At 63.4% G+C, this 25,533-nt stretch carries 25 protein-coding genes; 21 read left to right on the forward strand and 4 right to left on the reverse strand.

Features of this window, described 5'->3' with window-relative positions:
* The 14 genes from NK8_RS15100 to NK8_RS15165 all read left to right on the forward strand — a co-directional run bounded on the left by NK8_RS15100 (position 1) and on the right by NK8_RS15165 (position 12,856).
* Positions 1–549, forward strand: coding sequence for a chromate transporter (locus NK8_RS15100; RefSeq protein ID WP_162066965.1), 549 nt, complete (start codon positions 1–3; stop codon positions 547–549).
* Positions 546–1,073: a chromate transporter gene (locus tag NK8_RS15105; protein WP_213229706.1), complete on the forward strand. Its 528-nt coding sequence runs from the start codon at positions 546–548 to the stop codon at positions 1,071–1,073. Before NK8_RS15100 ends, NK8_RS15105 begins: the two co-directional genes overlap by 4 nt.
* 463 nt (positions 1,074–1,536) lie before the next feature.
* A complete protein-coding gene (locus NK8_RS15110; protein WP_213229708.1) occupies positions 1,537–1,857 on the forward strand; it encodes a hypothetical protein in 321 nt (106 codons plus the stop codon).
* A gap of 95 nt (positions 1,858–1,952) precedes the next feature.
* Positions 1,953–2,513 (forward strand): hypothetical protein, encoded by a 561-nt coding sequence (locus tag NK8_RS15115; protein ID WP_162066968.1) that lies wholly within the window; start codon positions 1,953–1,955, stop codon positions 2,511–2,513.
* Positions 2,514–2,597: 84 nt separating this feature from the next.
* A complete protein-coding gene (locus tag NK8_RS15120; protein ID WP_213229710.1) occupies positions 2,598–2,933 on the forward strand; it encodes a thioredoxin family protein in 336 nt (111 codons plus the stop codon).
* A 90-nt stretch (positions 2,934–3,023) separates the two neighbouring features.
* Complete coding sequence (locus tag NK8_RS15125; protein ID WP_213229712.1) at positions 3,024–3,728, forward strand: FadR/GntR family transcriptional regulator; 705 nt, start codon at positions 3,024–3,026, stop codon at positions 3,726–3,728.
* A 20-nt stretch (positions 3,729–3,748) separates the two neighbouring features.
* Complete coding sequence (ltnD, locus tag NK8_RS15130; RefSeq protein ID WP_213229714.1) at positions 3,749–4,645, forward strand: L-threonate dehydrogenase; 897 nt, start codon at positions 3,749–3,751, stop codon at positions 4,643–4,645.
* Positions 4,642–5,910 (forward strand): 3-oxo-tetronate kinase, encoded by a 1,269-nt coding sequence (otnK, locus tag NK8_RS15135; protein ID WP_213229716.1) that lies wholly within the window; start codon positions 4,642–4,644, stop codon positions 5,908–5,910. The genes ltnD and otnK overlap by 4 nt, the downstream gene beginning before the upstream one ends.
* On the forward strand, positions 5,910–6,551 hold the full coding sequence (locus NK8_RS15140) for an aldolase (RefSeq protein ID WP_213229718.1): 642 nt from the start codon (positions 5,910–5,912) through the stop codon (positions 6,549–6,551). Before otnK ends, NK8_RS15140 begins: the two co-directional genes overlap by 1 nt.
* A gap of 43 nt (positions 6,552–6,594) precedes the next feature.
* Complete coding sequence (otnI, locus tag NK8_RS15145; RefSeq protein ID WP_213229720.1) at positions 6,595–7,383, forward strand: 2-oxo-tetronate isomerase; 789 nt, start codon at positions 6,595–6,597, stop codon at positions 7,381–7,383.
* A gap of 22 nt (positions 7,384–7,405) precedes the next feature.
* Positions 7,406–8,371 (forward strand): D-erythronate dehydrogenase, encoded by a 966-nt coding sequence (gene denD, locus NK8_RS15150; RefSeq protein WP_213229722.1) that lies wholly within the window; start codon positions 7,406–7,408, stop codon positions 8,369–8,371.
* Between the two features lie 275 nt (positions 8,372–8,646).
* Complete coding sequence (locus NK8_RS15155; protein ID WP_162066976.1) at positions 8,647–9,744, forward strand: DedA family protein/thiosulfate sulfurtransferase GlpE; 1,098 nt, start codon at positions 8,647–8,649, stop codon at positions 9,742–9,744.
* Positions 9,741–11,534, forward strand: coding sequence for an FAD-dependent oxidoreductase (locus tag NK8_RS15160; RefSeq protein WP_162066977.1), 1,794 nt, complete (start codon positions 9,741–9,743; stop codon positions 11,532–11,534). The genes NK8_RS15155 and NK8_RS15160 overlap by 4 nt, the downstream gene beginning before the upstream one ends.
* A 176-nt stretch (positions 11,535–11,710) precedes the next feature.
* Entirely contained in the window at positions 11,711–12,856 is a 1,146-nt protein-coding gene (locus NK8_RS15165; RefSeq protein WP_213225949.1) for an IS481 family transposase, read from the forward strand.
* Between the two features lie 630 nt (positions 12,857–13,486).
* On the opposite strand, the gene NK8_RS15170 is transcribed toward NK8_RS15165, so the two are convergent.
* A complete protein-coding gene (locus NK8_RS15170) occupies positions 13,487–14,890 on the reverse strand; it encodes a heavy metal sensor histidine kinase (RefSeq protein WP_213229723.1) in 1,404 nt (467 codons plus the stop codon).
* The gene (locus tag NK8_RS15175) at positions 14,887–15,558 is read right to left on the reverse strand and encodes a heavy metal response regulator transcription factor (RefSeq protein WP_213229725.1); all 672 of its coding nucleotides are present in this window, start codon (positions 15,556–15,558) and stop codon (positions 14,887–14,889) included. The genes NK8_RS15170 and NK8_RS15175 overlap by 4 nt, the downstream gene beginning before the upstream one ends.
* Positions 15,559–15,709: 151 nt before the next feature.
* Between NK8_RS15175 and NK8_RS15180 the strand changes: the two genes are divergently transcribed.
* The 6 genes from NK8_RS15180 to NK8_RS15205 all read left to right on the forward strand — a co-directional run bounded on the left by NK8_RS15180 (position 15,710) and on the right by NK8_RS15205 (position 20,690).
* On the forward strand, positions 15,710–16,294 hold the full coding sequence (locus NK8_RS15180; RefSeq protein ID WP_213229727.1) for a cytochrome b/b6 domain-containing protein: 585 nt from the start codon (positions 15,710–15,712) through the stop codon (positions 16,292–16,294).
* Positions 16,295–16,297: 3 nt separating this feature from the next.
* Entirely contained in the window at positions 16,298–17,071 is a 774-nt protein-coding gene (locus tag NK8_RS15185) for a molybdopterin-dependent oxidoreductase (RefSeq protein WP_162066981.1), read from the forward strand.
* Between the two features lie 27 nt (positions 17,072–17,098).
* Complete coding sequence (locus NK8_RS15190; RefSeq protein WP_162066982.1) at positions 17,099–17,710, forward strand: hypothetical protein; 612 nt, start codon at positions 17,099–17,101, stop codon at positions 17,708–17,710.
* Between the two features lie 158 nt (positions 17,711–17,868).
* Positions 17,869–19,320: an NAD-dependent succinate-semialdehyde dehydrogenase gene (locus NK8_RS15195; protein WP_213229729.1), complete on the forward strand. Its 1,452-nt coding sequence runs from the start codon at positions 17,869–17,871 to the stop codon at positions 19,318–19,320.
* Between the two features lie 226 nt (positions 19,321–19,546).
* A complete protein-coding gene (locus NK8_RS15200) occupies positions 19,547–19,795 on the forward strand; it encodes a hypothetical protein (RefSeq protein ID WP_213229731.1) in 249 nt (82 codons plus the stop codon).
* A 64-nt stretch (positions 19,796–19,859) separates the two neighbouring features.
* The gene (locus tag NK8_RS15205; RefSeq protein ID WP_213229733.1) at positions 19,860–20,690 is read left to right on the forward strand and encodes an NAD(P)-dependent oxidoreductase; all 831 of its coding nucleotides are present in this window, start codon (positions 19,860–19,862) and stop codon (positions 20,688–20,690) included.
* Here the strand turns inward: NK8_RS15205 and NK8_RS15210 are convergent.
* Positions 20,687–22,111: a PLP-dependent aminotransferase family protein gene (locus NK8_RS15210; protein WP_213229735.1), complete on the reverse strand. Its 1,425-nt coding sequence runs from the start codon at positions 22,109–22,111 to the stop codon at positions 20,687–20,689. The genes NK8_RS15205 and NK8_RS15210 overlap by 4 nt on opposite strands.
* A gap of 298 nt (positions 22,112–22,409) precedes the next feature.
* Here NK8_RS15210 and NK8_RS15215 point away from each other — a divergent pair, with 298 nt between their 5' ends.
* On the forward strand, positions 22,410–22,733 hold the full coding sequence (locus NK8_RS15215; protein WP_061175236.1) for a DUF2917 domain-containing protein: 324 nt from the start codon (positions 22,410–22,412) through the stop codon (positions 22,731–22,733).
* Between the two features lie 78 nt (positions 22,734–22,811).
* Here the strand turns inward: NK8_RS15215 and acnA are convergent, their stop codons facing one another.
* A complete protein-coding gene (gene acnA / locus NK8_RS15220) occupies positions 22,812–25,517 on the reverse strand; it encodes an aconitate hydratase AcnA (protein WP_213229738.1) in 2,706 nt (901 codons plus the stop codon).
* Positions 25,518–25,533: the final 16 nt, after the last annotated feature.

Genomic DNA, 25,533 nt, shown 5'->3' on the forward strand with positions numbered 1-25,533 from the left:
ATGGATCGCGAAGAACCGCCGCGCCCCAGCGTCGCGGAGATTTTCACGGGCTTTCTCACGCTCGGGCTGACGGCCTTCGGCGGCGCGCTGCCGCTTGCGCGTCGCGAGATCGTCGAACGCCGCAAGTGGCTCGACGCCGACGCGTTCACCGATCTCCTCGGCCTTTGCCAGTTCCTTCCGGGCGGCAACGTGATCAATCTGTCGGTGGCCATCGGCATGCGCTTTCGCGGCGTGCCCGGCGCGCTCGCGGGCCTGCTCGGTCTGCTCGCCGGGCCTTCGCTCATCGTGATCGCGCTCGGCGTGATCTATCAGCGCACGCATCAGGACCCGCGCATCGCGCATCTGTTCGCGGGGCTCGCGGCAGCCGCGGCGGGCCTGCTCGTCGCGATGGCGGTGAAGATCATGTGGCCATTGCGCCGCAAGCCGGAAGCGGCCGTCGTCGCGCTCCTGATGTTCGCGGCGATCGCGTTCCTGCGCACGCCTCTCCTGCCGACGATGCTGGTCTTCACGCCGCTCTCGGTGCTGATCGCGTGGAAGCTGCGCCGATGATGGACAACCTGCTGTCGCTCGCCGCGATCTTCAGTCAGTTGTCGCTGCTCGCGTTCGGCGGCGGCAACTCGATCCTGCCGGAAATGCAGCGTCAGGTGGTGCAGGTCCACGACTGGATGTCGAGCGCCGATTTCTCCGCGCTCTTCGCGCTCGCGCAGGCCGCGCCCGGCCCCAACATGATGGTCGTCACGCTGATCGGCTGGCACGTCGCGGGATGGCCGGGCGTGCTCGTCACCTCGATCGCGAAGTTCGGGCCTTCGTCGCTCGTGACAGTCGCCGCGCTGCACGCGTGGGAGCGATTCAAGGACCGGCCGTGGCGGCGCTTCATCCAGCTCGGCCTCGTGCCGATCACGGCGGGGCTCGTCGCGGCGAGCGCGCTGCTGATCGCTCAGGCATCGGACCGGACGTGGCTATTGACGGCGATCACCGTCGTCGTGGCGACGCTTTCGTACCGCACGCGGCTGCATCCGCTCTGGCTGCTCGCGGGCGGCGCGCTCATCGGGCTGACCGGTTTTGGACAATGACGCCGCTGGTTTGATTCATTGCAATCGCCGCAATAATCATTTGCGTGTATCACGCGACTTTCATTAGTCTCACTGGCTTCTCAAAAAATGACAAATTCCAGTTTGACGGATCGAATATTGATTCCGTAGATTACGCTCCTGCCATTTAGAAATATCCAAGTCAATTAATCGTTTTCCTGACTTTGTCAGGGCCACTTTATTCGGTCACGAAAGCGCGCGCAGCCCCCGGCGACGCGCGGGAGGAATCTTTTACCCTACGGAACGAAACGCGAACCGTCGCTCGAATTTCCTAGTGAAACAGGGAATGTGCATCGTCGAATTAGATTCGGTTAAGAGATTGCATAACAAAATCTGATATATCTGACTCGAAAATGAGAAACAGCTTTCAGTCGATGTCGAATAGCTTGCCAGATTGACAGTTGCTATCTACCGAAATGCCTCACGTCGTAACAGGAGAAATCAAATGAAAATAAGAAGTTCCCCGGTGATTCCGTCGCTGATATGCCCCGGTATTCCGCTTGACGGCGTGCGGATCGGCGTCGTCGTCCGGATCGTCGACTCCGACACGTCCGCGTATATCAACTACCTGATCCAGGCCGCCGACGGAACCCAGTACGCAGCGCAGATGGACACCCGGCGGCGGCGCAACCGGGACGCCCTGATACGCCTCGCGGTCGAATCCGGGCGCTCCGTCATGCTCGTCGGCGGCATCAACAGTTATGTGCGATCGGCGGTCGTCGGGACCGAAAGCCATGCGTTTGCGGGTAATGACGGCTTGCATTAGGCGAGCGCGTGCGAACGGCGCGCTTGAATCGCAAAAGCGCCGTTCAGCCATATCGGCTCACAGTGGGCCGTAATTCAGATATATAGGGTGATTCGTTGAGAAACATTGATAGCAATGCCAGCCTGCTGCTGGTTCGAGGTGGCGTTCCCCTCCGGGACGTGAGAGGCGGATATTTAATCCGCATTATCGATTCAAACGACCTTGAAAATGTCAATTACATACTCCGATCCGAAGACGGCGCGTCATACTGCGGTCAGTTGAATATCTCCGCTCACGACAATCGCAACAATCTCCTGATGATGGCGCTCGATTATGGCCTGCCCATTACGCTGGCCGGCGATCAGCGCGGCTATATCATCGGAATGGCCATTGGGCCCAGTGATTCGCCGATTCCGTCATTGAATTCCACGTTTCTCAAACTGCAGGACACGCGCACGGGAATCGTGGTCCGGATCGTCGACAAGGACCAGGGCGCCGCCGTCCATTACGTGCTGCAAACGAACGACGGCTCGCGCTATTGCATGCACATGTGGCCGAACGGGGAAAGCTACGACAATCGAAATAATCTCTTTATGATGGCGCTGAGAACGAATATGGCCGTGACCGTCACCGGAAGCCCGCATCACGAGGTGACGGCGATTGCGATCGGATCGTGACGCCCCCGTAGATCTCGGCTTTGCGGGCGGCGGGCAGATTTTCTGCTGAACGCCCAATAAGACGAAGGAGCAAGGACGAGCGCCATGACCATGAATATCGAATACGCGAAAAGCGCGCCCGAGCGCGCGGAAATCGACGCGCTGAGCGGCCCGCTGGTCGTCGAGTTCGGCACCGACTGGTGCGGCTTCTGCCGCGCCGCGCAGCCGCTGATCGCGCAGGCGTTTCAGGGACATGGCGCCATCAGGCACCTGAAAATCGAGGACGGCAGCGGCCGGCCGCTCGGCCGCTCGTTTCGCGTGAAGCTCTGGCCGACGCTCGTCTTCATGCTGGGCGGCAAGGAGGTCGCGCGCCTGGTGCGTCCCGGCGACGTCGCCGAAATCCGCAACGCGCTCGCGCTCATCGACGAGCCGCTCGCGTAATCGCACGCGACTAAGGGTTTTGCCTTGGTCAACGTCTGGCCCGTAAACTTGTATGATGACCCGACAACTTTACGATCGTCATCGATTCGCATGTTCGAAAAGATTCCGCCGCGCGCCCTGTCCGATTCGGTCGCGCAGCAACTGCAAAAGCTGATCGAGAAGGGCAGCTTCGCCAGCACCGGCAAGCTGCCGACTGAAGCCGTGCTCGCGCAGGAGTTCGGCGTGAGCCGCACGGTGATCCGCGAAGCGGTCTCGCGGCTGAAGAACGAAGGCATGGTCGAGCCGCGGCAAGGCAGCGGCGTGTTCATCGTCGAGCGCGCGGGCATCCGGCCGCTGCGGATCGACTACGCGCAGGCCGCCGAGCCGGGCGCGGTCGTGCAGATTCTCGCGCTGCGCCGGGCGATCGAGGCCGAAGTGGCGTCCGAAGCCGCGCTGCGCCGCACCGACGCCCAGCTCGCCGCCATCGACGACGCCCTCGCGCGTATCGACGCCGCGGTGCGCGAAGGCCGCGACGGCGTCGCCGAGGACGTCGCGTTTCATCGCGAAATCGCCAATGCGACCGGCAATCCGTACTTCCTGAAAACCCTCACCTTTCTGAACCAGTATCTCGAAGCCGGCACGATCGTCACGCGCGGCAACGAAGCGCTGCGCGAGGATTTCATGCGACAGGTGCGCGAGGAACACGCGGCGATCGTCGAGGCGATCCGCGCCAGCAACGCCGCCGCCGCGCGCAACGCCGCGCAGACGCATCTCATCAACGCCGCGCGCCGCCTGTCGGAAGCGGGCATCTGCTAATTCATCGGGAAAAAAACGCTATGACGAGAAACGTGGGAGTCATCGGTCTGGGCGCAATGGGCATGGGCGTCGCACGCTCGCTGTTGCGCGCGGGCTTCGCCGTTCACGCCTGCGACGTGAAAAAGGCCGCGCTCGACGCGTTCGCGGCCGAGGGCGGCATCGCGTGCGCGTCGGCCGCCGAGTTGGGCGGCAAGTGCGAGGTCGTGTTGACGGTCGTCGTCAATGCAGCGCAGACCGAGGCCGTGTTGTTCGGAGAGAGTGGCGCCGTCGACGCGATGAAACCTGGCAGCGTCGTGCTTGCGTGCGCGACGGTGTCGCCGCAATTCGCCGCCGAGCTAGGCAGACGCATCGGCGAAAAGGGCGTGCTGCTGCTCGACGCGCCCTTGTCCGGCGGCGCGGCGAAGGCCAATTCAGGCGACATGACGATGATGACCTCCGGCCCCGCCGATGCCTACGCCGCCTGCGAGGACGTGCTCGATGCGATCGCGGGCAAGGTCTATCGTCTCGGCGACGCGCACGGCGCGGGCTCGAAGGTCAAGATCATCAATCAGCTGCTCGCGGGCGTGCATATCGCGGCGGCGGCCGAAGCGATGGCGCTCGGCCTGCGCGAGGGCGTCGATCCGGATGCGCTCTACGACGTCATCACCCACAGCGCCGGCAACTCGTGGATGTTCGAGAACCGCGTGCCGCACATTCTCGCGGGCGATTACACGCCGCTGTCCGCCGTCGATATCTTCGTGAAGGACCTCGGCCTCGTGCTCGACACGGCCCGCACGTCGAAATTCCCGCTGCCGCTCTCGGCGGCGGCGCACCAGATGTTCATGATGGCGTCCACCGCCGGACACGGCGGCGAGGACGATTCCGCGGTCATCAAGATTTTTCCGGGCATCGATGTCCCGAAGGGAGCGAAGGCATGACGCAGGCACTGCTCGGCTGTATCGCCGACGATTTCACCGGCGCGACCGATCTCGCCAACATGCTCGTGCGCGGCGGAATGCGTACGGTGCAGACCATCGGCGTGCCGGCGGCGGACGCGCGCATCGAGGCGGACGCGCTCGTCGTCGCGCTGAAGTCGCGCACCATTTCCGCCGATGACGCCGTGCGCCAGTCGCTCGACGCGCTCGCATGGCTGCGCGCGCAGGGCTGCCGCCAGTTCTTCTTCAAGTATTGCTCGACCTTCGATTCGACCGACGAGGGCAACATCGGCCCGGTCGCGGATGCGCTGCTGGACGCGCTGAAGGACGATTTCACGATCGCCTGCCCCGCATTCCCCGAGAACGGCCGCACGATCTTTCGCGGCAACCTGTTCGTCGGCGACGTGCTGCTGAACGAATCGGGCATGGAGAATCATCCGCTCACGCCGATGACCGATCCGAACCTCGTGCGCGTGTTGCAGCGCCAGACGAAATCGAAAGTGGGCCTGATCCGTTACGACACGATCGCAAAAGGCGCCGACGCGATCCGCGCGCGTATCGGCGAGTTGAAGCAGGACGGCGTGCGCCTCGCGATCGCCGACGCCGTGTCCGACGCCGATCTCCACGTGCTCGGCGATGCGTGCCGCGATCTCGCGCTGATCACGGGCGGCTCGGGCATCGCGCTGGGTCTGCCGCAGAACTTTCGCGCGGCGAATCTGCTCGCGCATGCGGAACACGCAGCCGATCTGCCGAAGCTCGAGGGCAAGTCGGTCGTCCTGGCGGGCAGCGCATCGAAGGCGACGAACGCGCAGGTCGCGCACTGGCGTGAATCGAAGCCGAGCTTCCGGATCGATCCGATGGCGCTTTCGCGCGGCGAGCCGGTGGTGCAGAGCGCCGTCGAATTCGCGCGCGAACACGACGAGCCGGTGCTCATCTACGCGACATCATCGCCCGATGAAGTGAAGGCGGTGCAGAAGGAACTGGGCGTCGAAAAGGCGGGGCATCTGGTCGAGGACGCGCTCGCCTCCATCGCGCGCGCGTTGCGCGACGACGGCTACACGAGGTTCGTGGTCGCGGGTGGCGAGACGTCGGGCGCGGTCGTGCAGGCGCTCGACGTGCGTTCCTTGCGCATCGGACCGCAGATCGATCCGGGCGTGCCGGCGACGCAATCGATCGGTGCGAATGCGGGCGAAGCGCTGGGTCTCGCGCTCAAGTCCGGCAATTTCGGCGCGACCGATTTCTTCGAGAAAGCGCTGAAGGCACTGTGATGGCATCGACCGAAAATTCCATTCGCGAAGAGATCTGCCTCACCGGCAAGAGTCTCTACGAGCGTCGTTATACGGTGGGCAGCGCGGGCAACATCAGCGCGCGCCTGGAAGACGGCTGGCTGATCACCCCGACCGACGCGTGCCTTGGCCGCCTCGATCCCGCCGAGATTGCGAAGGTGGATGTGCGGGGCAATCACGTATCGGGCGGACGGCCGTCGAAGACGCTGGCGCTGCATCGCCGCATCTACGAGAACAACGCAGAGGCCCGCGGCGTCGTGCATACGCACTCGACGCATCTCGTGGCGCTGACCCTGGCGGGCGTCTGGAAGCCGGACGATGTCTTGCCGCCGATCACGCCGTACTACGTGATGAAGGTGGGCCACGTGCCGCTGATCGCGTACCGGCGTCCGGGCGATGCGGCGGTGGCGGAGGAAGTGGCGGCATTGGCGTCGCGCGTGCGTGCGGTGTTGCTGGAGCGGCTTGGCCCGGTGGTCTGGGAGAAGTCGGTGTCGCACGCATCGTACGCGCTGGAGGAACTGGAAGAGACGGCGCGCCTGTATCTGTCGACGCACCCGCGCCCGGAGCCACTACCGGAAGAAGCGATCGAGGACTTGAGAGCGACGTTCAACGCCCGATGGTAGGGCTTGCGTCAGGTTTCCACGACAAATCAGGAGCAATCAAAAAATGCCGAAATTCGCCGCAAACCTAACGATGATGTACACGGAACATGCGTTCCTGGACCGCTTCGCCGCAGCAGCAAAAGACGGCTTCAAGGCGGTTGAATTCCTGTTCCCTTATGACTTCGCCGCGAACGACATCAAACAGCGCCTGACCGACAACGCCCTGACGCAAGCGCTTTTCAACGCACCACCGGGAGATTGGGCAAAGGGCGAGCGCGGCATTGCGTCATTACCCGGGCGCGAGGAAGAGTTCAGGCAAAGCGTCGCAAAGGGCCTCGAATACGCCGCCGTGCTCGGCAACAGGAAGCTGCACGTGATGGCGGGCCTGATCGCCCCGGATCAGCCGAGAGAGAAACATCGCGCGGTGTATCTGAAGAACCTGGAATACGCGGCAAAGGAAGCGCAGAACGCAGGCATAGGCATCGTGATCGAGCCGATCAACACCCGCGACATTCCCGGCTTCTTCCTGAACCGTCAGGACGAAGCCCAGGCCATCTGCGATGAAATCGGCGCACCGAACCTGCAAGTGCAGTTCGACATCTACCACTGCCAGATCGTGGAAGGCGACATCGCGATGAAGCTCAAGCGCGACATGAAGCGCCCAAACGCGGGCGTCGGCCATATCCAGATCGCGGGCGTGCCGGAGCGTCACGAGCCGAGCATCGGCGAACTGAACTATCCGTATCTGTTCGAGCTGATCGATTCGCTGGGCTACGAAGGCTGGATCGGCTGCGAATACAAACCCAAGGCGGGCACGTCCGAAGGCCTCGGCTGGCTCAAACCCTATCTGTGAAAAAAGCAAGGAAGCGACCCACATGAAGATTCTCATTACCGGCGGCGCGGGTTTTCTCGGCCAGCGTCTCGCGAAGCGCCTGCTCGAACGCAACGAGCTCGACGGCAAACCCGTCACGGAACTCGTGCTGCTCGACGTCGCGCGTCCGAACGACGAACGCCTGCTCGCCGACCAGCGCGTACACGCCGAAACCGGCGATATCTCCGATCCGGCGGTGCTGCAACGCCACATCGATACCCAGACCGAAGCCATCTTCCACCTCGCCGCGATCGTGAGCGGCCAAGCCGAAGCGGATTTCGATCTGGGCATGAAGATCAACCTCGACGCATCGCGCGCGCTGCTCGAAGTGTGCCGCGCGGCGGGCCACAAGCCGCGCGTCGTGTTCACGAGTTCGGTCGCGGTGTACGGCGGCGCGTTGCCCGATGTCGTGCAGGACGACACCGCGCTCAATCCGCAATCGTCATACGGAACGCAGAAGGCGATCGCCGAACTGCTGCTCTCCGACTACGCGCGGCGCGGTTTCGTCGATGGCCGCGTGCTGCGCCTGCCGACCATCAGCGTGCGGCCGGGCAAGCCGAACGCGGCGGCGTCGTCGTTCGCGAGCGGCATCATCCGCGAGCCGCTGAACGGCGAGCGCTCGACCTGCCCCGTCGATGGTGACACCCGCGTCTGGCTGCTGTCGCCGAAAAGCGCGGTCGAAGCGCTCATCGCGGGCTGCGAGATCGAGCGTGAGAAGCTCGGGCTGCGGCCGGTCATCAACCTTCCGGGTTTGTCGGTGAGCGTGAACGAGATGGTTGCCGCACTGCGCGAAGTGGCGGGCGAGGAAGCCGTGCAGCGCATCGACTGGCAGCGCGACGAGCGCATCGAGAAGATCGTCGGCAGCTGGCCGGGCGCGTGGAACACGTCGCGCGCCGAGCAGCTCGGCCTGTCGGGCGACAGGAATTTCGCCGACGTGATCCGCGCCTATATCGCCGACGAACGCGGCTGAATCCCACTCTCTGACCCATCCACCGGGCATCGCGGGCGCGATGCCCGCGTCCCGCGCGCCGGTCATGCTGACATTTGCATTTCCGGGCTACACTTATCCCTTAAATGTGACGGACGTCGGCCCGGCGCCGCGTGCACCGCGTTGAACCACGAGCGCTTGCAGGCTCGTATCTCGCTCGCTTTCGTGCTTCTTGCGCCTTCGCTGCGCCGGTAACGCGGCGCGCGTTCCGTCGTTCCGTCCCGTGAACTCGCACCTTTCCCTCGCGGGAGATTCCCATGCTGTTGCATCAGCTAGTCGATCGATTCGGCCCGGCGATCGTTTTCATCAACGTGATGGGCTCGGCGCTCGGGCTGCCCGTGCCCGCCATGCCGACGATGATCATCGTCGGCGCGTCCGTCGCGCTGATGGCGGTGAACGGCGGCGCGTTCTGGCCGCCGCTTCTGGGCGTGCTGTGTGTCGCGGTGGCGGGCGGCGTGCTCGGCGACCTCGTCTGGTTCCAGGGCGGGCGCAGATACGGCGACAAGACGCTCAAGACCATCTGCAAGCTGTCCCTGTCGCGCGATACCTGCGTGAAGAAGACCGAGCGCTTTTTCGGCCGCTGGGGCGTGCGCGTGCTGCTCGTCGCGAAGTTCATTCCGGGGCTGTCGCTCGTCTCGGTGCCGCTCGCGGGCGCGATGGGCGTGAAGCTGCGCAGCTTCATCGCGCACGACGGCGCGGGCATCGCGCTCTGGAGCGCGGTCGGGCTGACCATCGGCGTCATATTCGCGGCGCAACTGGAAATGGTCTTCGCGATGATCTCGCAGCTCGGCCGGCAGGCGGTGATGGTCCTCGCCGTGCTGCTCGCGATCTACGTCACCTACCGCTGGTGGCGCCGCCGCGCGCTGATGGCGACTCTGGAGAAGGCGCGTATCAGCGTCGACGAGCTCTACGCGATGATGAACGACCAACCGCTGCCGGTGATCTTCGATATCCGTTCGCCGGAAAAGCGCATGCTCGATCCGTTCACGATTCCCGGCTCGCTGTTCGCAGACGAGCGCGATCTCGCGAAGATCATCGAGAACTACGACAAGTCGCGCAAGGTCGTCATCTATTGCTCGTGTCCGAACGAAGTGTCGGCCGCATGGATGGCGAAAACGATGCGCAACGCGGGTTTCCGCGACGTGGTGCCGCTCACGGGCGGACTGGACGCGTGGCGGCTCGCCGGTTTCGATGTCGCGACGCTGACCGAATTCGGCGAGCTCGTGGCGACCACGCCCGAGGAGGTCGCGGAAATGGCGGCGATGTGCCCGTGGCCGGTGAAATCGGCCGCGGCGTCATCCGCGGGCTCGGCATCCCTGCATGAAGCTGGTTTTCCACACGGAGATCGCGCATGAGTACAACGCCGTTCAACGAGCCGGGTGAAGGCGTGCCGAATGTCGTCGCGTGGAGCGCGCGCGAGCCTATTGAAACGTCGAATCCGAACGTGGTGGCGTCCCCCGCCGCCGCAGCGGCAGCCGATGACAGCGCGCCTTTCTCGCCGCTCGAAACGCGCGCGCACCAGATGTTCCCGCGCCTGACGGACAACGAGATCGAGCGCATGAGCCGCTTCGGCACCGCCTCGCACTGGCGCCGGGGCGAGTGGATGTTCCGCATGGGCGAGACCGGGCGCGGCATGGTGATCGTGCTTTCCGGACTCGTGCGCGTGACGCGGCGCAACGCGCTCGGGCAGGAGCATCTGGTCGTCGAGCACGGGCCGGGGCATTTTCTGGCGGAAGTGGCGCAACTGTCTGGCAAGCCGTGTCTCGTCGATGGCATCGCCGCCGAGGATGTGCACGGCATCGTGATTCCGCCGGAACGGCTGCGCGCGTTGCTCGTCGCGGAAGCGGAGTTAGGCGAACGCATCATGCGCGCGCTGATCCTGCGGCGCGTCGGGCTGATCGAGAAAGGCAGCGGGCCGGTGCTGCTCGGCCAGTCGGACGACGGCCGGCTCGTGTCGCTGCAGGGCTTTTTTCGCCGCAATGGTTATCCGCACACGGTGATCGACGCGTGCACCGATCCCGACGCGATCTCCTTGCTCGAACGCATTTCGGCATCGACGTCCGATTTCCCGCTCGTGATCTGCCCGGACGGCACCGTGCTGCGCGCGCCCGACGAGAATCAGGTGGCGACGCAACTCGGCTGGCTGCCCGAGTTCGATCCGGCGCATATCTACGATGTCGCGATCGTCGGCGCCGGGCCGGCGGGTCTCGCGACGGCGGTGTATGCGGCGTCCGAGGGCTTGTCGGTGGCCGTGTTCGATTGCCGCGCGCCGGGCGGGCAGGCGGGCGCGAGTTCGCGCATCGAAAACTATCTCGGCTTTCCGACCGGCATTTCCGGCCAGGCGCTCGCTGGGCGCGCGTTCGTGCAGGCGCAGAAGTTCGGCGCGCACATCGCGATACCGACGAAGATCAAGGCGCTGCATTGCGATTGCAATCCGATCCAGATCGAACTGGCGAACGGCACGCGCGTCACGACGCAGACGGTGGTGATCGCGTCGGGCGCGGCGTATCGGCGGCCGGACATCGCCGGCCTGGAGCGCTACGAAGGGCACGGCACGTACTACTGGGCGTCGCCGGTCGAGGCCAAGCTGTGCAAGAACTCGGAGGTCGTGCTCGTCGGCGGCGGGAATTCGGCGGGGCAGGCGGTGGTGTATCTCGCGACGCATGCGAAGCACGTACATGTGCTGATTCGCGGCGCGGGGCTTTCGGCAAGCATGTCGCACTATCTGGTGGAGCGAATCGGCTCGCTGCCGAACGTGACGGTACGCACGCATACGCAGATCACCTCGCTCGATGGCGACGGCCGCGCGCTCACCACGGTGCACTGCCAGACCCCCGATGGGCCGCTCACGATCGAGTCGCGGCATCTGTTCCTTTTTACCGGCGCGGATCCTAATACCGACTGGTTGCGCAACTGCAATGTGAATGTCGATGGGAAGGGGTTCGTGCTGACCGGGCCGGAGGCGCATGAAGGGCGCACGGTAGGTGTGCCTGCGCTCGAGACCAGCGTGCCGGGCGTGTTTGCGATCGGCGATGTGCGGTCCAGTTCGACCAAGCGGGTTGCCGCTGCGGTGGGCGAGGGGGCGGCGGTCGTTTCGCAGATTCACGGGTTGTTGGCGAAGCGGGAGGCGTTGGTGGGGGCGTAGGGGTGTTGGTTGAGGTTGTTGTCGCTGGATCCCGTATTCGTGTTGGTCTATTGGCGTTGCCCCTGTGCGGGGCGGCAGTCACTTTCTTTGCTGCTGTGTATAGACCGGGGACATAGCTGACAGATCCGCGGGGACATGGTTGACACTTTCGGGCATCTCGATGCCCGGACCCGACCATGCCTTGGAACCCGCAGGACACCATGCAACTTCGCCTTGAATTCGTGACCCTGGCCATGCAACAAGAGATTGCTTTCAACGAGCTGTGCCAACGCTTTGGCATCAGCCGGCAGACCGGATACAAGTGGGTCAACCGCTATCAGGCCGGGGGCCGCGAGGCGCTGGGCGATCTCTCCAGACGTCCGCACAGCAGCCCGAATCGAACCTGTGACGAACTCGAAGCGCGGGTGCTGGAGGTGCGAAGCCAGCATCCGGCCTGGAGCGCGCACAAGATCAGCCGGCGCCTGAAGGATCAAGGCCTGCAAGGCGTGCCTTCGCACAGCACGGTCAATGCCATTTTGCAGCGCCATGGATGCATCGGCGAGAAGGCTTCGGACGCGGCCACCGCCTGGACCCGTTTCGAGCGCGCCGAGCCTAACGAGCTGTGGCAAATCGATTTCAAGGGCCACTTCGGCATGCTCGATCAAAGGCGCTGCCACCCGCTCACCGTGCTCGACGATCATTCGCGCTTCAACCTCGTGCTGCAGGCGTGCTGCAGCCAGGACACCGAGACGGTGTACACGCACCTGCGAAACGCTTTCGCCTGTTACGGGCTGCCGCAACAGATCAACGCCGATAACGGCGCGCCGTGGGGCACGCCAAGCAAGCCTGGCGAATTGACCGAGTTGGCCATCCGATGCATTCGGCTGGGTATTCGTATGAGCCATAGCCGTCCCTATCACCCGCAGACCAACGGCAAGGACGAGCGCTTTCATCGCTCGCTCAAGGCCGAGGTGCTGAATCACCGCAGCTTCACCGGGCCCGATCAGGTGCAGGCTGAATTCGACCGCTGGCGCCAAAGCTACAACTTTGAGCGCCCGCACGCGGGCATCGGCATGGCGACGCCGATCACGCGCTATCGGCCCAGTGCGCGGGCGATGCCCAGCCGCCTGCCGCCGCTCGAATACGGACCGGATGATCAGGTTCTGCTGGTGGGCTGGAACGGCAGGGTAACGTTTGGAAAGCACCGCTTGCGCGTATCCAGTGCACTGCACGGACTGCACATCGCGGCGCGACCGAGCAGCACGATTGCCGATGCCTACGACCTCTATTTCGCGCATCACCGACTCATGACGTTTGACCCAAACCAGCCCGATACCCCATGATCAAAGTGTCAACGATGTCCCCGACGAAAGTGTCAACCATGTCCCCGGTCTATACACTGCTGCAAAGAAAGTAACCAAAGAAAGCAGCTTTCCCCATCCAAAGTACTTCATGCCGGCCCCGGCACAGGCGAACATCTAGGGCACAGCAGTAGCGAGTGCCCTCGTAGGCCTAACCGGGCTTGGACCGCGCACGGTCTGACACATCGCACCACATAACACACTGGTTCAGCACGAAATGGCTCCGGCCCGCTACGCGGCCGATGGGTACATCGGGTCTGCGTGTGCTTCCGCGCTTCTCTTTTCTCGTCGGTTTCCCTCGCCTACCCGACGGCAGCGCAAAGCGCTGTGCCGAAGCTATTTCGTGCTGAACCAGTGCGCTCAAACGACTAGCTAGTCAGACCGTGCGCGGTCCAAGCCCGATGTGGCCTACGAGGGCACTCGCTACAGAGGCCACGAACAACGAGGAGAACACCCAAATTGCGTGTGACCGCGGGCGTCTCGAGCTGCTTTCTTTGGTTACTTTCTTTGCAGCAGCAAAGAAAGTGACTGCCGCCCCGCACAGGGGCAACACCAATAGACCGACGCGAATTCAGGATTCCACATAAACGCAGTCTCACCACCCAAAAAAACTCACCCAGAATCGCGAGGAAACAGCAAGCTGAACTCAATCCACCCATCCGAAGTGCATTGAGCAGACGCAGTACCACCATGCAAACGCATGATCGCGTTCACGATCGAAAGTCCGAGTCCGCTCGATTCCGTAAACTCGCTACGCGCAGCATCACCGCGATAGAAGCGATCGAACAGCCTGGCCAGCTCATCCTGCTCGATACGAGCGCCACGATTACCCACAACGATACAGGCGCCTCGTTCATCCGCGTGTCCGCGCAGCCGCACCACGGTCCCCGCCGTCGCATAGCGCACGGCATTCACGACCACATTGCCGATCGCCCTTCGGCACATGATTGCATTCGCGACTATTTCCCCTTCGGCGTCGATATCGAACGTGATGCGGCGTTCATCCGCGATCCCTTCGAAGTAAGCGCCGATGGTCTCCAGCTCCTCGCGAATGTCGAGCCGTTCGCGCTCGATACGCTGCGGCCCGTGATCCGCCTGCGCGAGAAAGAGGATGTTCTGCGCGATGCGCGCGAGCCGCTCCAGTTCCTCCAGATTCGATTCGAGCACGCCGCGATACTCCGCGACGCTGCGCTCGTGCGCCAGCGTGACCTGCGTCTCGCCGATCAATACGCCGATCGGCGTGCGAACCTCATGCGCGAGATCCGCCGAGAACTGCAGCAGGCGTTCATAGCCGTGCTCCAGACGATCCAGCATCGCATTGAACGACGCCGCGAGGCTCTGCAATTCGGCGGGCGCATGCGCGACATCGAGCCGCGCCGACAATCGATCCGGCGTGATTTCCGCGGCCTTGTCGGCCATCAGTCTGAGCGGCATGAGTCCGCGGCTCGTGACCCAGTACGCGAGCAGCAACGTGACCAGCACCGCGCCGATCACGGTGAGCCACACGCGCTCCAGATACGCCGACAACACACGCGCTTCCTGCGTCATCACGTGCGCCGCGATGATTTCGACGACTTCGCCGCTGTCACCGATGCGCGCCTGCGCGCCGACCCAGCGCATACGCACGCCGTCCGCGCGCGAACCTTCGTACAGATCGTCGAGTCCGATGGGCCGCGTCACCGGCACGACATCGAGCGGCGGCAGTGGCATACCTTCCGGATTCACGTCGATGAAGGGCGTCGCGCCCGCGCGTCGAAACAGGATGACGTCCTGCCGGTCGCCGAGCATCGTTTCGAATAGCTTCGGCCGCGCCTCGATTTCCTTGATCGTGTAGAGATCGTGCAGCAGCGAGCGAAAATGCTCCACGCGCGCGATCAGCTGATAATCCGCACGCGTGGACAGCGCGCGATTGGTCGCGTGATAGAGCGACGCGCCCACCATGCCGACCACGACGCACACGATCACCGCGAACGAAAGCGCAATACGTACCGCGAGCGAGCGCGAAGGGCGGTTCAAGGATTCTCCCCGAACGAATAGCCGATGCTGCGCACCGTATGAATCAGCTTCGGCTCGAACGGGTTATCGATCTTCGCGCGCAGACGCTTCACCGCGACATCGACCACGTTGGTATCGCTGTCGAAGTTCATGTCCCACACTTCCGATGCGATCAGCGTGCGCGACAGTGCCTCGCCCTGATGCTTGCAAAACAGATGCAGCAATGCGAATTCCTTGTTGGTGAGCGCGATGTCCACGCCCTTGCGCGTCACCTTGCGGCGCAGGACATCGACATGCAGGTCCGCGATCTGAAAGGTATTCGATTCGCGCATCACGCCGCGCCTGAGCAAGGTGCGGATTCGCAGTACGAGTTCCGTGAAAGAGAACGGCTTCACGAGATAATCGTCCGCGCCGAGTTCGAGTCCGTGAATGCGGTCCGTCACCTGATCGCGCGCGGTGAGAAAAATGACAGGCAGGTCACGTTTCGCGCGCAGGGCGGACATGATCTGCCAGCCGTCGATGCCGGGCAGCATCACGTCGAGCACGATCAGCTCGTACGGATTCGCGAGCGCCTGATGCAATCCGTCCGTGCCGTTGCGCACGAGTTCGACCTGATAGCCGGACTCGATGAGCCCTTTCTTCAGGTAGTCGCCGGTCTTGCGGTCGTCTTCGATAACGAGGATGGTCATGCTGGCGCTGCGTTCGATGGATTGCCGTCATTCTAGCCAGAGCGCATGCACGGCTCGCCAAAGATGACAAAAAAGTCATCGAGAGGTCATCGATCGATCAGCGCGGCGTCGCTACCATGCGCAGCGAACAACTCGAAATACGAGGCTCGATGTGCAAGTACAACCGCTATGGCTGCGCATTACGCACTGGCTCAACGCGTTTGCGGTGCTGATCATGGTGACGAGCGGCTGGCAGATCTACAACGCCTCGCCGATCTTCAAGTCCTTGACGTTCTCACCCGCGATCACGCTCGGCGGCTGGCTCGGCGGCGCGCTGCAATGGCATTTCGCGGCAATGTGGCTGCTGGTCGCGAACTTCATCGTCTATGTCGTGATGAATCTCGTCACGGGGCGTTTGCGGCGCCGCATGTTTCCGCTATCGATCAAAAGCATCTTCACCGACGCGCTGGCCGCATTGCGCGGCAAGCTCGGCCACGACGATCTCACGCATTACAACGCCGTACAAAAGTTCGCGTATCTCGCGGTGATCGTGGACATCGTGATTGTGATTCTCTCGGGACTCGCCGTCTGGAAATCCGTGCAGTTTCCCCTGCTTCGCACACTGATGGGCGGCTACGATAATGCCCGCGTCGTGCACTTCTTCGGCATGAGTTTTCTCGTTGTGTTTTTCGTGGTGCACGTCGTGATGGTCGCGCTCGTGCCGCGCTCGCTCGTGCTGATGATTCGAGGTCGTTAAGCCATGTCGCTCAAGCTATTCAAATCGAGGCCGGATGCCGAACTCATCATCAAGGATGCCGCGAAGGAATTAAAGGCGCCGGCGCGCCGTTTATTCGGCAAGCGCATTCTGTCGCTCGGAGGCCTCGCGATGCTGTCCGGCTGCAATATCACCGACGACAAATCCGTCAACGCGATGCTGCGCCGCATATCGTCGTTCAACGACGACATGCAGGCACTGCTGTTCGATCCGAACCAGCTCGCGCCGACCTATCCCGAATCGATGATCACGCGACCGTTCCCTTTCAACGCGTTCTATGACATCGACGAAGTGCCCGAGGTCGATCCGTCGACGTACAAGCTGAGCGTGGGCGGGCTCGCGAAGGGCAAGCGCGTGTGGACGCTCGACGAACTGCATGCGATGCCGCAGGAAAGCCAGGTGACGCGGCATATCTGCATCGAGGGCTGGAGCGCGATCGGCAAATGGGGCGGCGTGCGCTTCGCGCATTTCCTCGCGCGCGCGGGCGCCGATACGAGCGCGAAATACGTCGCCTTCCATTGCGCCGACAACTACTCGACGAGCATCGACATGCCGACCGCGCTGCACGCGCAGACGCTGCTCACGCTCACTTACGACGGTCAGATCCTGCCGCCGAAATACGGCTTCCCGATGAAGCTGCGCATGCCGACCAAGCTCGGCTACAAGAACCCGAAACACATCGTCGCGATCACCGTGACGAACGATTATCCCGGTGGCTATTGGGAGAACCAGGGCTACAACTGGTTCGGCGGGTCCTGAAGCCTTTCATTCAACGAAGGAGATTACATGTCGATTCGAATCAAACTCGGCGTCAGCATCGTGACGCTCGCACTCGCATCCGCGGCGCTTGCTCAGACGCCCGCTGCGAAACCCGCGCGCATTCGCGGCGATATCGTGTCGCTGTCTGGCGATACGCTCACCGTGCATCGGCGCAGCGGCGACACGGTGAAGATCGCCGTCAAGTCCGATACGCCCGTCACCGCGCTCAAGAACATCAAGCTGCAGGACATCAAGCCGGGCTCGTTCGTCGGCACGGCGGCAACCACCGGCACGGACGGCAAGCTCACCGCGACCGAAGTGCTGGTCTTCCCGGAAGCCGCGCGCGGCACGGGTGAAGGGCACTATGCATGGGACCTCGGCCCGCAAAGCTCGATGACCAACGCGAACGTGGATCAGGTCGTGCAGGGCACGAGCGGCCGCGATCTCAAGCTTTCGTACAAGGGCGGCGCGAATTCGGTGACGGTGCCGGAGAACGTGCCGGTCGTGACCTTCGCGCCCGCGACGCACGACGACCTGAAGCCCGGCAAGAAGGTGTTCGTGGTGGCGAGCCCGTCGGGTTCGGACTTCACGGCGCAACGCATCGTCGTCGAGAAGGATGGCGTCGTGCCGCCGATGTAAGCGCCACGCCCGCTCCGCACCATGCGCGCCCGCCGGTTTCATGACGGCGGGCGTTTTTCGTATCAGCGGATTTCGAGCGTTCGGGATAACATGCCCGTTTGCGCCAGTCGATCTTGCGCAACGTAACATCAGGCCACGTCACTCGTAAGGAGACATGCATGAGCAACACGCGTTCCGACCTTCCCGCCTATCCGAACACCCGGCTTTATATCGACGGCGCGTGGCGCGATGGCTCGCGCGACACGGCCGTCATCAACCCGGCGAGCGAAGCCGAGATCGGCCGCCTGGCGCTCGCGGGAGAAGCGGAACTATCGCTCGCAGCCGATGCCGCCGCGCGCGGCTTCAAGGAATGGCGCAAGGTTTCGCCCTACGAGCGCAGCAAGCTCATGCGGCGCGCGGCACAGAATATCCGCGAGCGCGCGGAGCAGATCGCCGCCATCATGACGATGGAGCAGGGCAAGCCGTTCGGCGAGGCGCGCATCGAGACGCTTTCGGCAGCCGACATCATCGAATGGTTCGCGGAAGAAGGACGCCGCACGTATGGCCGCGTGATTCCGTCGCGCACGGATGCGGTCCGCCAGATCGTCACGCGCGAGCCGGTCGGTCCGGTCGCCGCGTTCACGCCGTGGAATTTCCCGATCAATCAGGCGGTGCGCAAGGTGTCGGCGGCGCTCGCGGCGGGCTGCTCGGTCGTGCTGAAAGGGCCCGAGGAAACGCCCGCGAGCTGCGCGGCGCTGGTGCAGGCTTATGCCGATGCCGGTCTGCCCGCCGGCGTGCTGAACTTGGTGTTCGGCGTGCCCGCCGATGTCTCCAAGTATCTGATCGCCCATCCCGCCATCCGCAAGATTTCGTTCACCGGTTCGACGCCGGTCGGCAAGCTGCTCGCGTCGCTCGCGGGCGAGCACATGAAGCGCGTGACGATGGAACTGGGCGGCCACGCGCCCGCCATCGTGTTCAAGGACGCCGACGTGCCGCGCGCCGCGAAGATGCTCGCATCGGCGAAGTTTCGCAATGCCGGCCAGGTCTGCATCTCGCCGACACGTTTTCTCGTGGAAGAAGCGGCCTATGACGAGTTCGTGGAGCACTTCGTCGCCACGGCGAGCGCGGTGAAGGTCGGCAATGGCCTCGACGACGGCGTGCAGATGGGGCCGCTCGCGAACGGCCGCCGCCTCGAAGCGATGGAACGCCTCGTCGCCGATGCGCGCGAGCATGGCGCGAAAGTGCTGACGGGCGGCGAGCGTATCGGACGCGAAGGTTATTTCTTCGCACCGACCGTGCTCACCGATGTGCCGATGAGCGCACGCATCATGACCGAAGAGCCGTTCGGCCCGATCGCGCCGATCGCATCGTTCAAGTCCTATGACGAAGTGATCGCCGAGGCCAATCGCCTGCCTTACGGGCTCGCGGCGTATGCGTACACGCGTTCGGCGGCGACATCGGCGGCGGTGTCGGACGATATCGAAAGCGGCATGCTGTCGATCAATCATCACGGTCTTGCCTTGCCGGAGACGCCGTTCGGCGGCGTGAAGGATTCGGGCTACGGCTCGGAAGGCGGCAGCGAAGCGATGGAAGCGTATCTCGTCACGAAGTTCGTGACGGAGCATCGTTGATCGGCTAGCCGGCGCTGATGTTTATAGAGCGGCCCTGCACAGGGCCGCTTTTTTCATGAATATAGTAAGCATTTCGAAGCAAAGAATGGCAATGAAAGACGGGCGCAAGCGTGGCGCAATAAGTGCCAGTTTCAAGAGTGTAACCATGTAACACGCCGAAAAAACCGTGTAGCCGAATCGCCAGCTTCGTTCTCTAGCATAGGTTCGACGATGCCTGGAGACTCGAATGCTAAGCCCTCACGAAATATCGACGCTCATGCTGATCCAGCGCGCTCCCCATCAGGTCGAGTTGTTCGGACAGAGCACCGCGCGTCTTCGACAGGAAGCGCTCGTCGAAATCCGGCGTCTGCCGACCGGCGACCCAATGCCTCTGCTCACCCCCAAAGGACAGGACATGCTGGAGCGACTCGATGCGCTCTGGAAGCTTCGTTCGCGCGATGCGGACGTGAGCGAGGAACCCGACGAGACCGAGTAGGCCGAGCATGCTTGCGCTCGCAAGCGTATTCTGTGTGTCGTTCTCGTCCACACGGAGCCCGCACGTGACTCAATCGAAACAACTGACCGTCGCATTGCTCGGCGCAGGCAGCATGGGATCGGGCGTCGGCCGCGCGTTGACGCAAGCGGGCGCGCGCGTGCTGACATCGCTCGAAGGCCGGAGCGCCGCAAGCGCATCGCGCGCACGCGAGGCCGGCATGGAGGACGCGAGTCTCGAAAGCCTCGCGGCGTGCGAGTTCATTTTGTCGATCGTGCCGCCCGCCGTCGCGATCGAAACCGCGCAGCGCATGGTGCCCGTGCTCGAACGCGCGAGCGTACGGCCGCTTTATATCGACTGCAACGCGATCAATCCCGATACCGTCAGGAAGATCGCGCGCACGCTGGAGCCGACCGGCACGCCATTCGTCGATGGCGCGATCATCGGCCAGCCTTCCTCGCCGAAGTTCTACGTGTCCGGCCCGCACGCACGGCACGCGCAACCGCTCGCCGATGCAGGCCTCGACGTGCGCGTGCTCGATGGACCGGTCGGCGCGGCGTCCGCGCTCAAGATGTCGTATGCGGGCATCACGAAGGGGCTGACGGCGCTCGGCTCGGCGATGTCGCTCGCCGCGCTGCGCAACGGCGCGGGCGACGCATTGTTCGCCGAACTCGCGCAGAGTCAGCCCGCGCTGGCCGCGTGGCTCGCGGTCAACGTGCCGCGCATGCCGCCGAAGGCGTATCGCTGGGTCGCGGAGATGGAGGAGATCGCGCAGTTCATCGGCGAGGAGTTCGCAGAGCATCGCATCTACGAAGGCGCGGCCGGGCTGTACGCGCGGCTTGCAGAAGACAAGGACGCGACCGACGCGCTCGAACGCTTCTTCAACGCAGCACGTTAAGCGCGCGCGGCTGCGGTTTCCGTCATCGCTTCGAAGAAGCGCGTCGCGCGCCGGTCGCCCGCATACGCCGAATTGATACGCACCCACGGACACGCTTCGCCGTTCGGGCGGTAATAGCTGCCCGGCGCGAGCGTCACGCCGAACTTCACGGCTTCGTCGACGAGCACGGCCGAATCGTCGATGCCCGGCACTTTCGCCCACACGAAGTTGCCGCCGCCCGGCTCATCGAACACGTCCCAGCCATAGCCTTCGAGCGTTTGCACCGCGCTCGATAGCGAATCGCGCACGCGCTTGCGCAGCCGCTCCAGATACTTGCGATAGGTGCCGCGCTCCAGCAGGCTTGCCGCGACGCTTTCCGCGAAACGCGTGCCGCCGAGGCTCGTCAGCACCTTCACGTCGACGAGATTCTTCACGAGTTCGCGATTCGCCGCGAGATAGCCGATCCGCAGCGACGACGACAAGGTCTTCGACAACCCGCCGACATAGATCACGCGATCGAACTGATCGAGCGATGCGAGCCTTTGGGTCGGCACGGCCTGGAAGTCGGCGTAGATATCGTCCTCGACAATCGTGAAGCCGTGCTGCGTCGCGAGTTGCAGCAGCCTGAACGCGACCTGCGGCGCGATGTTCGTCGCGGTCGGATTCTGGAACACGGTATTGATGAAGAAGAGCTTCGGCTGATGCTGCTTCAACAGCGCCTCGGCGACATCGATATCCGGGCCGTTCGCGAGCCGCGGCACGCCCACGAGCCGTACGCCCTGCAGCTTGAGCAGCCCGAACAGGTTGTAGTAGCCGGGGTCTTCGACGAGCACCGTATCGCCCGGCTTCAACATGTAGCGCACGATCAGATCGAGCGCCTGACTCGCGCCGTTCGTGATCATCACGTTCGGCAGATCGGCGTTGATGCCGAGCGCGTTGATACGCATCACGACCTGCTGGCGCAGCGTGGTGTCGCCGTGAGGAATCGCGTAGTCGATCACACTCGGCACGTCGACGCGCGAGGACTGGCGGATCGCCTGCGTGAGACCGTCCACGTCGCGCCACGCTTCGGGAATGAAGCCGCTCGACAACTTGAGCGTCTCGCCGGGATAGTTGAACTGCTGGAGGATCTGGTTCGATTCCTCTTCCGCGAGGCGCGGATTGCAATTGCCGGCGTTACTCTCGCGTTCCTCGACATGATTGGCCACGTAGAAGCCGGAACCGTGCTTCGGCTGAATCAGTCCGCGCGACGCGAGACGGTCATACGCCTCGATCACCGGGAAACGGCTGATGCGCTGCTCGGCGGCCAGCTGACGGATCGACGGCAGCTTCGCGCCCGCGAGCACGCGGCGCGAGCGGATCATCGCCTCGATCTGGTTGACGATCTGCTCGGTCAGCGGCACGCCGGTGCCGCCGTCGATGTGAAGCGGAAGTGCGTTCATGATGTCGGAAACTGTTCAGTGAATCGCGGTGAACAGTTCGATTTCTCTGTTCGCCAGTGTCGTGGCGACATTCGAACCCATCCGAAAAGCCCCGTCAAGACTGGCCGAACGGCTAAGCGAAGTGTTTTTAAAGTGTCAGATCGATATGAACTGTTCACCCAATTTAGCTTAACAGTTCTGCTCTAACTGTTCATAAGTGTTCATTCAAACTGTTCGAAATCAGTCGAATAATAGGATCAACGGCTGCTATTGAATGCGAATGCGGCCTTCCAGTTAGACGATCCGAAGGAGCAGCATCATGCGTGAAATCCGCACATTTGAACTCGATCGGCGCGACGCGCCGACGCGCTGGGTAATCGACCGGCCTCAAATCCTGCGCGTAACGCGCGGGCAAATCTGGGTGACCATCGAAGGCGCAGCCGATGATTACTGGCTGGACGCGGGCGCATCCGTCGAGTTGAAGCCTTACACGACGATCTGGGTCAGCGGAACGGAGGACGCGAGCTGGTTCTCGCTGGCATCCGACTCGACGCGGGGCGGCGCGCGGCGCTTGGCCGAAATCGTCCGCGTGTGGCTTGGGCGCCGTCCGATGTCCGTGAAGCTCGCGACCTTCAAGGCGTAGGACAAAAAAAACCCGGCCGTAGCCGGGTTCAATGTTCCCGCGCTCTTTCGAGCGCGGTCACCTGCAAAACAAGCTTGCTTACGCCGCGAGCAGCGAGCGCAGCACGAACGGCAGAATCCCGCCGTGCTTGTAGTAGTCGACTTCGATCGGCGTGTCGATACGCAGCAGCACCTGCACGCGATCTTCCTTGCCGTCCTTGCGATGGATCACGAGCGTGACTTCCTGCTGCGGCTTGAAGTCGTCGCCGAGTCCTTCGACGTCGTAGGTCTCTTCGCCCGTGATGCCCAGCGTCTGAACGCTGTCCGTGCCCTTGAACTGCAGCGGCAACACGCCCATGCCGACCAGGTTCGAGCGATGGATACGCTCGAAGCTGCGCGCCACCACGGCCTTCACGCCAAGCAGTTGCGTGCCCTTCGCGGCCCAGTCGCGCGACGAACCCGTGCCGTACTCCTCGCCCGCGAAGATGACGGTCTGCGTGTCGGCGTCGATGTACTTCATCGCCGCGTCGTAGATCGACAGTTGTTCGCCGCTCGGCTGGTGAATCGTCAGGCCGCCTTCGATGCGCGTACCGTCCGCCTTCGCCGGGATCATCAGGTTCTTGATACGCACGTTCGCAAAGGTGCCGCGCATCATCACGTCGTGGTTGCCGCGGCGCGAGCCGTAGCTGTTGAAGTCGGCCTTCTGCACGCCGTTCGCCTTCAGCCACACGCCCGCCGGCGACGTTTCCTTGATCGAACCCGCCGGGCTGATGTGATCGGTCGTCACGGAATCGCCGAAGATGCCGAGCGCGCGCGCGCCCTTCACCGCCGGAATCGAATCGGCCGGGGACATCGAGAAGTCGCTGCCGAAGAACGGCGGCTCGGCGATGTACGTCGACTTCGGCCAGTCATAGACCTGACCGCTTTCGCCCGCGATCTTGCTCCACAGGTCGCCGTCCTTCGTGAGCTGCGAGTAGTTCTCGCGGAACGCCTTCGCATCCAGCGCGTACTTGAGCAGCGCGTGGACTTCGTCGCTCGTCGGCCAGATGTCGCCGAGATAGATGTCGCGCCCGCCCGTGCCCTTGCCGACCGGCTCGGTCATCAGGTCGCGCGTGATGTTGCCCGCGATCGCGTACGCGACGACCAGCGGCGGCGAGGCCAGGAAGTTCGCGCGGATGTTCGGGTGAATGCGTGCTTCGAAGTTACGGTTGCCCGACAGCACGGCTGCCGCGACGATGTCGTTCTTCGTGATCGCGTCGTTCAGTTCTGGCGTCAGGTCGCCCGCGTTGCCGATGCACGTCGTGCAGCCGTAAGCGGCGAGCGTGAAGCCGAGTTGGTCGAGATAGGGCAAGAGGCCCGTCTTCGTCAGATATTCGGTGACGATGCGCGACCCCGGCGCGAGCGACGTCTTGATGTGCGGCGCGACCGTCAGGCCCGCTTCGACGGCCTTCTTCGCCAGCAAGCCCGCGGCGAGCAGCACGCTCGGGTTCGACGTGTTCGTGCACGAGGTGATCGCGGCGATCAGCACGTCGCCGTTCTTCACGTCGACGCCATCGGTCGTCGTGTACTGGGTTTCGAGTTCCGCTGCCTTCTTGTTGAAGCCGTTTTCACCGACCGGCTTCGAGAACAGGTCGACGAACGTGCTCTTCACGTTGCCGATTTCGATGCGGTCCTGCGGACGCTTCGGACCCGCGAGCGACGGTGCGACCGTGCTCAGATCCAGCGTGAGCGTCTTGGTGTAGTCGATGTCGCCGGCCTTCGGCACGCCCCACAGCTTCTGCGCCTTGAAATACTGCTCGAACGCGGCGATTTCGGCGTCGGTGCGGCCCGTGCCCTTGAAGTAGTCGATGGTCTTTTCGTCGACGGGGAAGAAGCCCATCGTCGCGCCGTACTCGGGCGCCATATTGCCGATGGTCGCGCGATCCGGCACGCCGATCGAGGCCGTGCCTTCGCCAAAGAACTCGACGAACTTGCCGACGACCTTTTCCTTGCGCAGCATTTCGGTGATGGTCAGCACGAGGTCGGTCGCCGTGCAGCCTTCGCGCAGCTTGCCCTTCAGCTCGACGCCGACCACGTCCGGCGTCAGGAAATACACCGGCTGGCCGAGCATGCCCGCTTCCGCTTCGATGCCGCCCACGCCCCAGCCCACCACGCCGATGCCGTTGATCATCGTCGTGTGGCTGTCGGTGCCGACGAGCGTGTCGGGATAATAGACGCCGTCCTTCTTGTGCACGCCGCGCGCGAGGTACTCCAGGTTCACCTGGTGCACGATGCCGATGCCCGGCGGCACGACCTTGAACGTGTCGAATGCCTGCATGCCCCACTTCATGAACTGGTAGCGCTCGTTGTTGCGCTGGAATTCCAGTTTCATGTTCAGGTCGAGCGCATTCGGCTCGCGGAAGTGGTCGATCTGCACCGAGTGATCGACGACGAGGTCGACCGGCACGAGCGGCTCGATCGCCTTCGGGTCCTTGCCGGCGCGCTTGGCGACGCCGCGCATGGCGGCGATGTCGGCGAGCAGCGGCACGCCGGTGAAGTCCTGCAGCACGACGCGCGCGACCACGAACGGAATTTCATCGACACGCGCTGCGTTCGGCTTCCAGTTCGCGAGTTGCTCGATGTGCTCCTCGGAGATTTTCTTGCCGTCGTAATTGCGCAGCACCGATTCGAGCACCAGACGAATCGAAACAGGCAGGCGCTCGATCTTGACCTTCAGCGCGTCGCCGAGCTGGGGCAGCGAATAGAGCTTGCCTTTGCCGGAACCGCTGTCGAATTCCTTGAGCGTATTGTGGAGATTGTGGGCCATGGTTATTTTCCTTGGA

This window comes from Caballeronia sp. NK8 (assembly GCF_018408855.1).
In the GTDB taxonomy this organism is placed as follows: domain Bacteria; phylum Pseudomonadota; class Gammaproteobacteria; order Burkholderiales; family Burkholderiaceae; genus Caballeronia.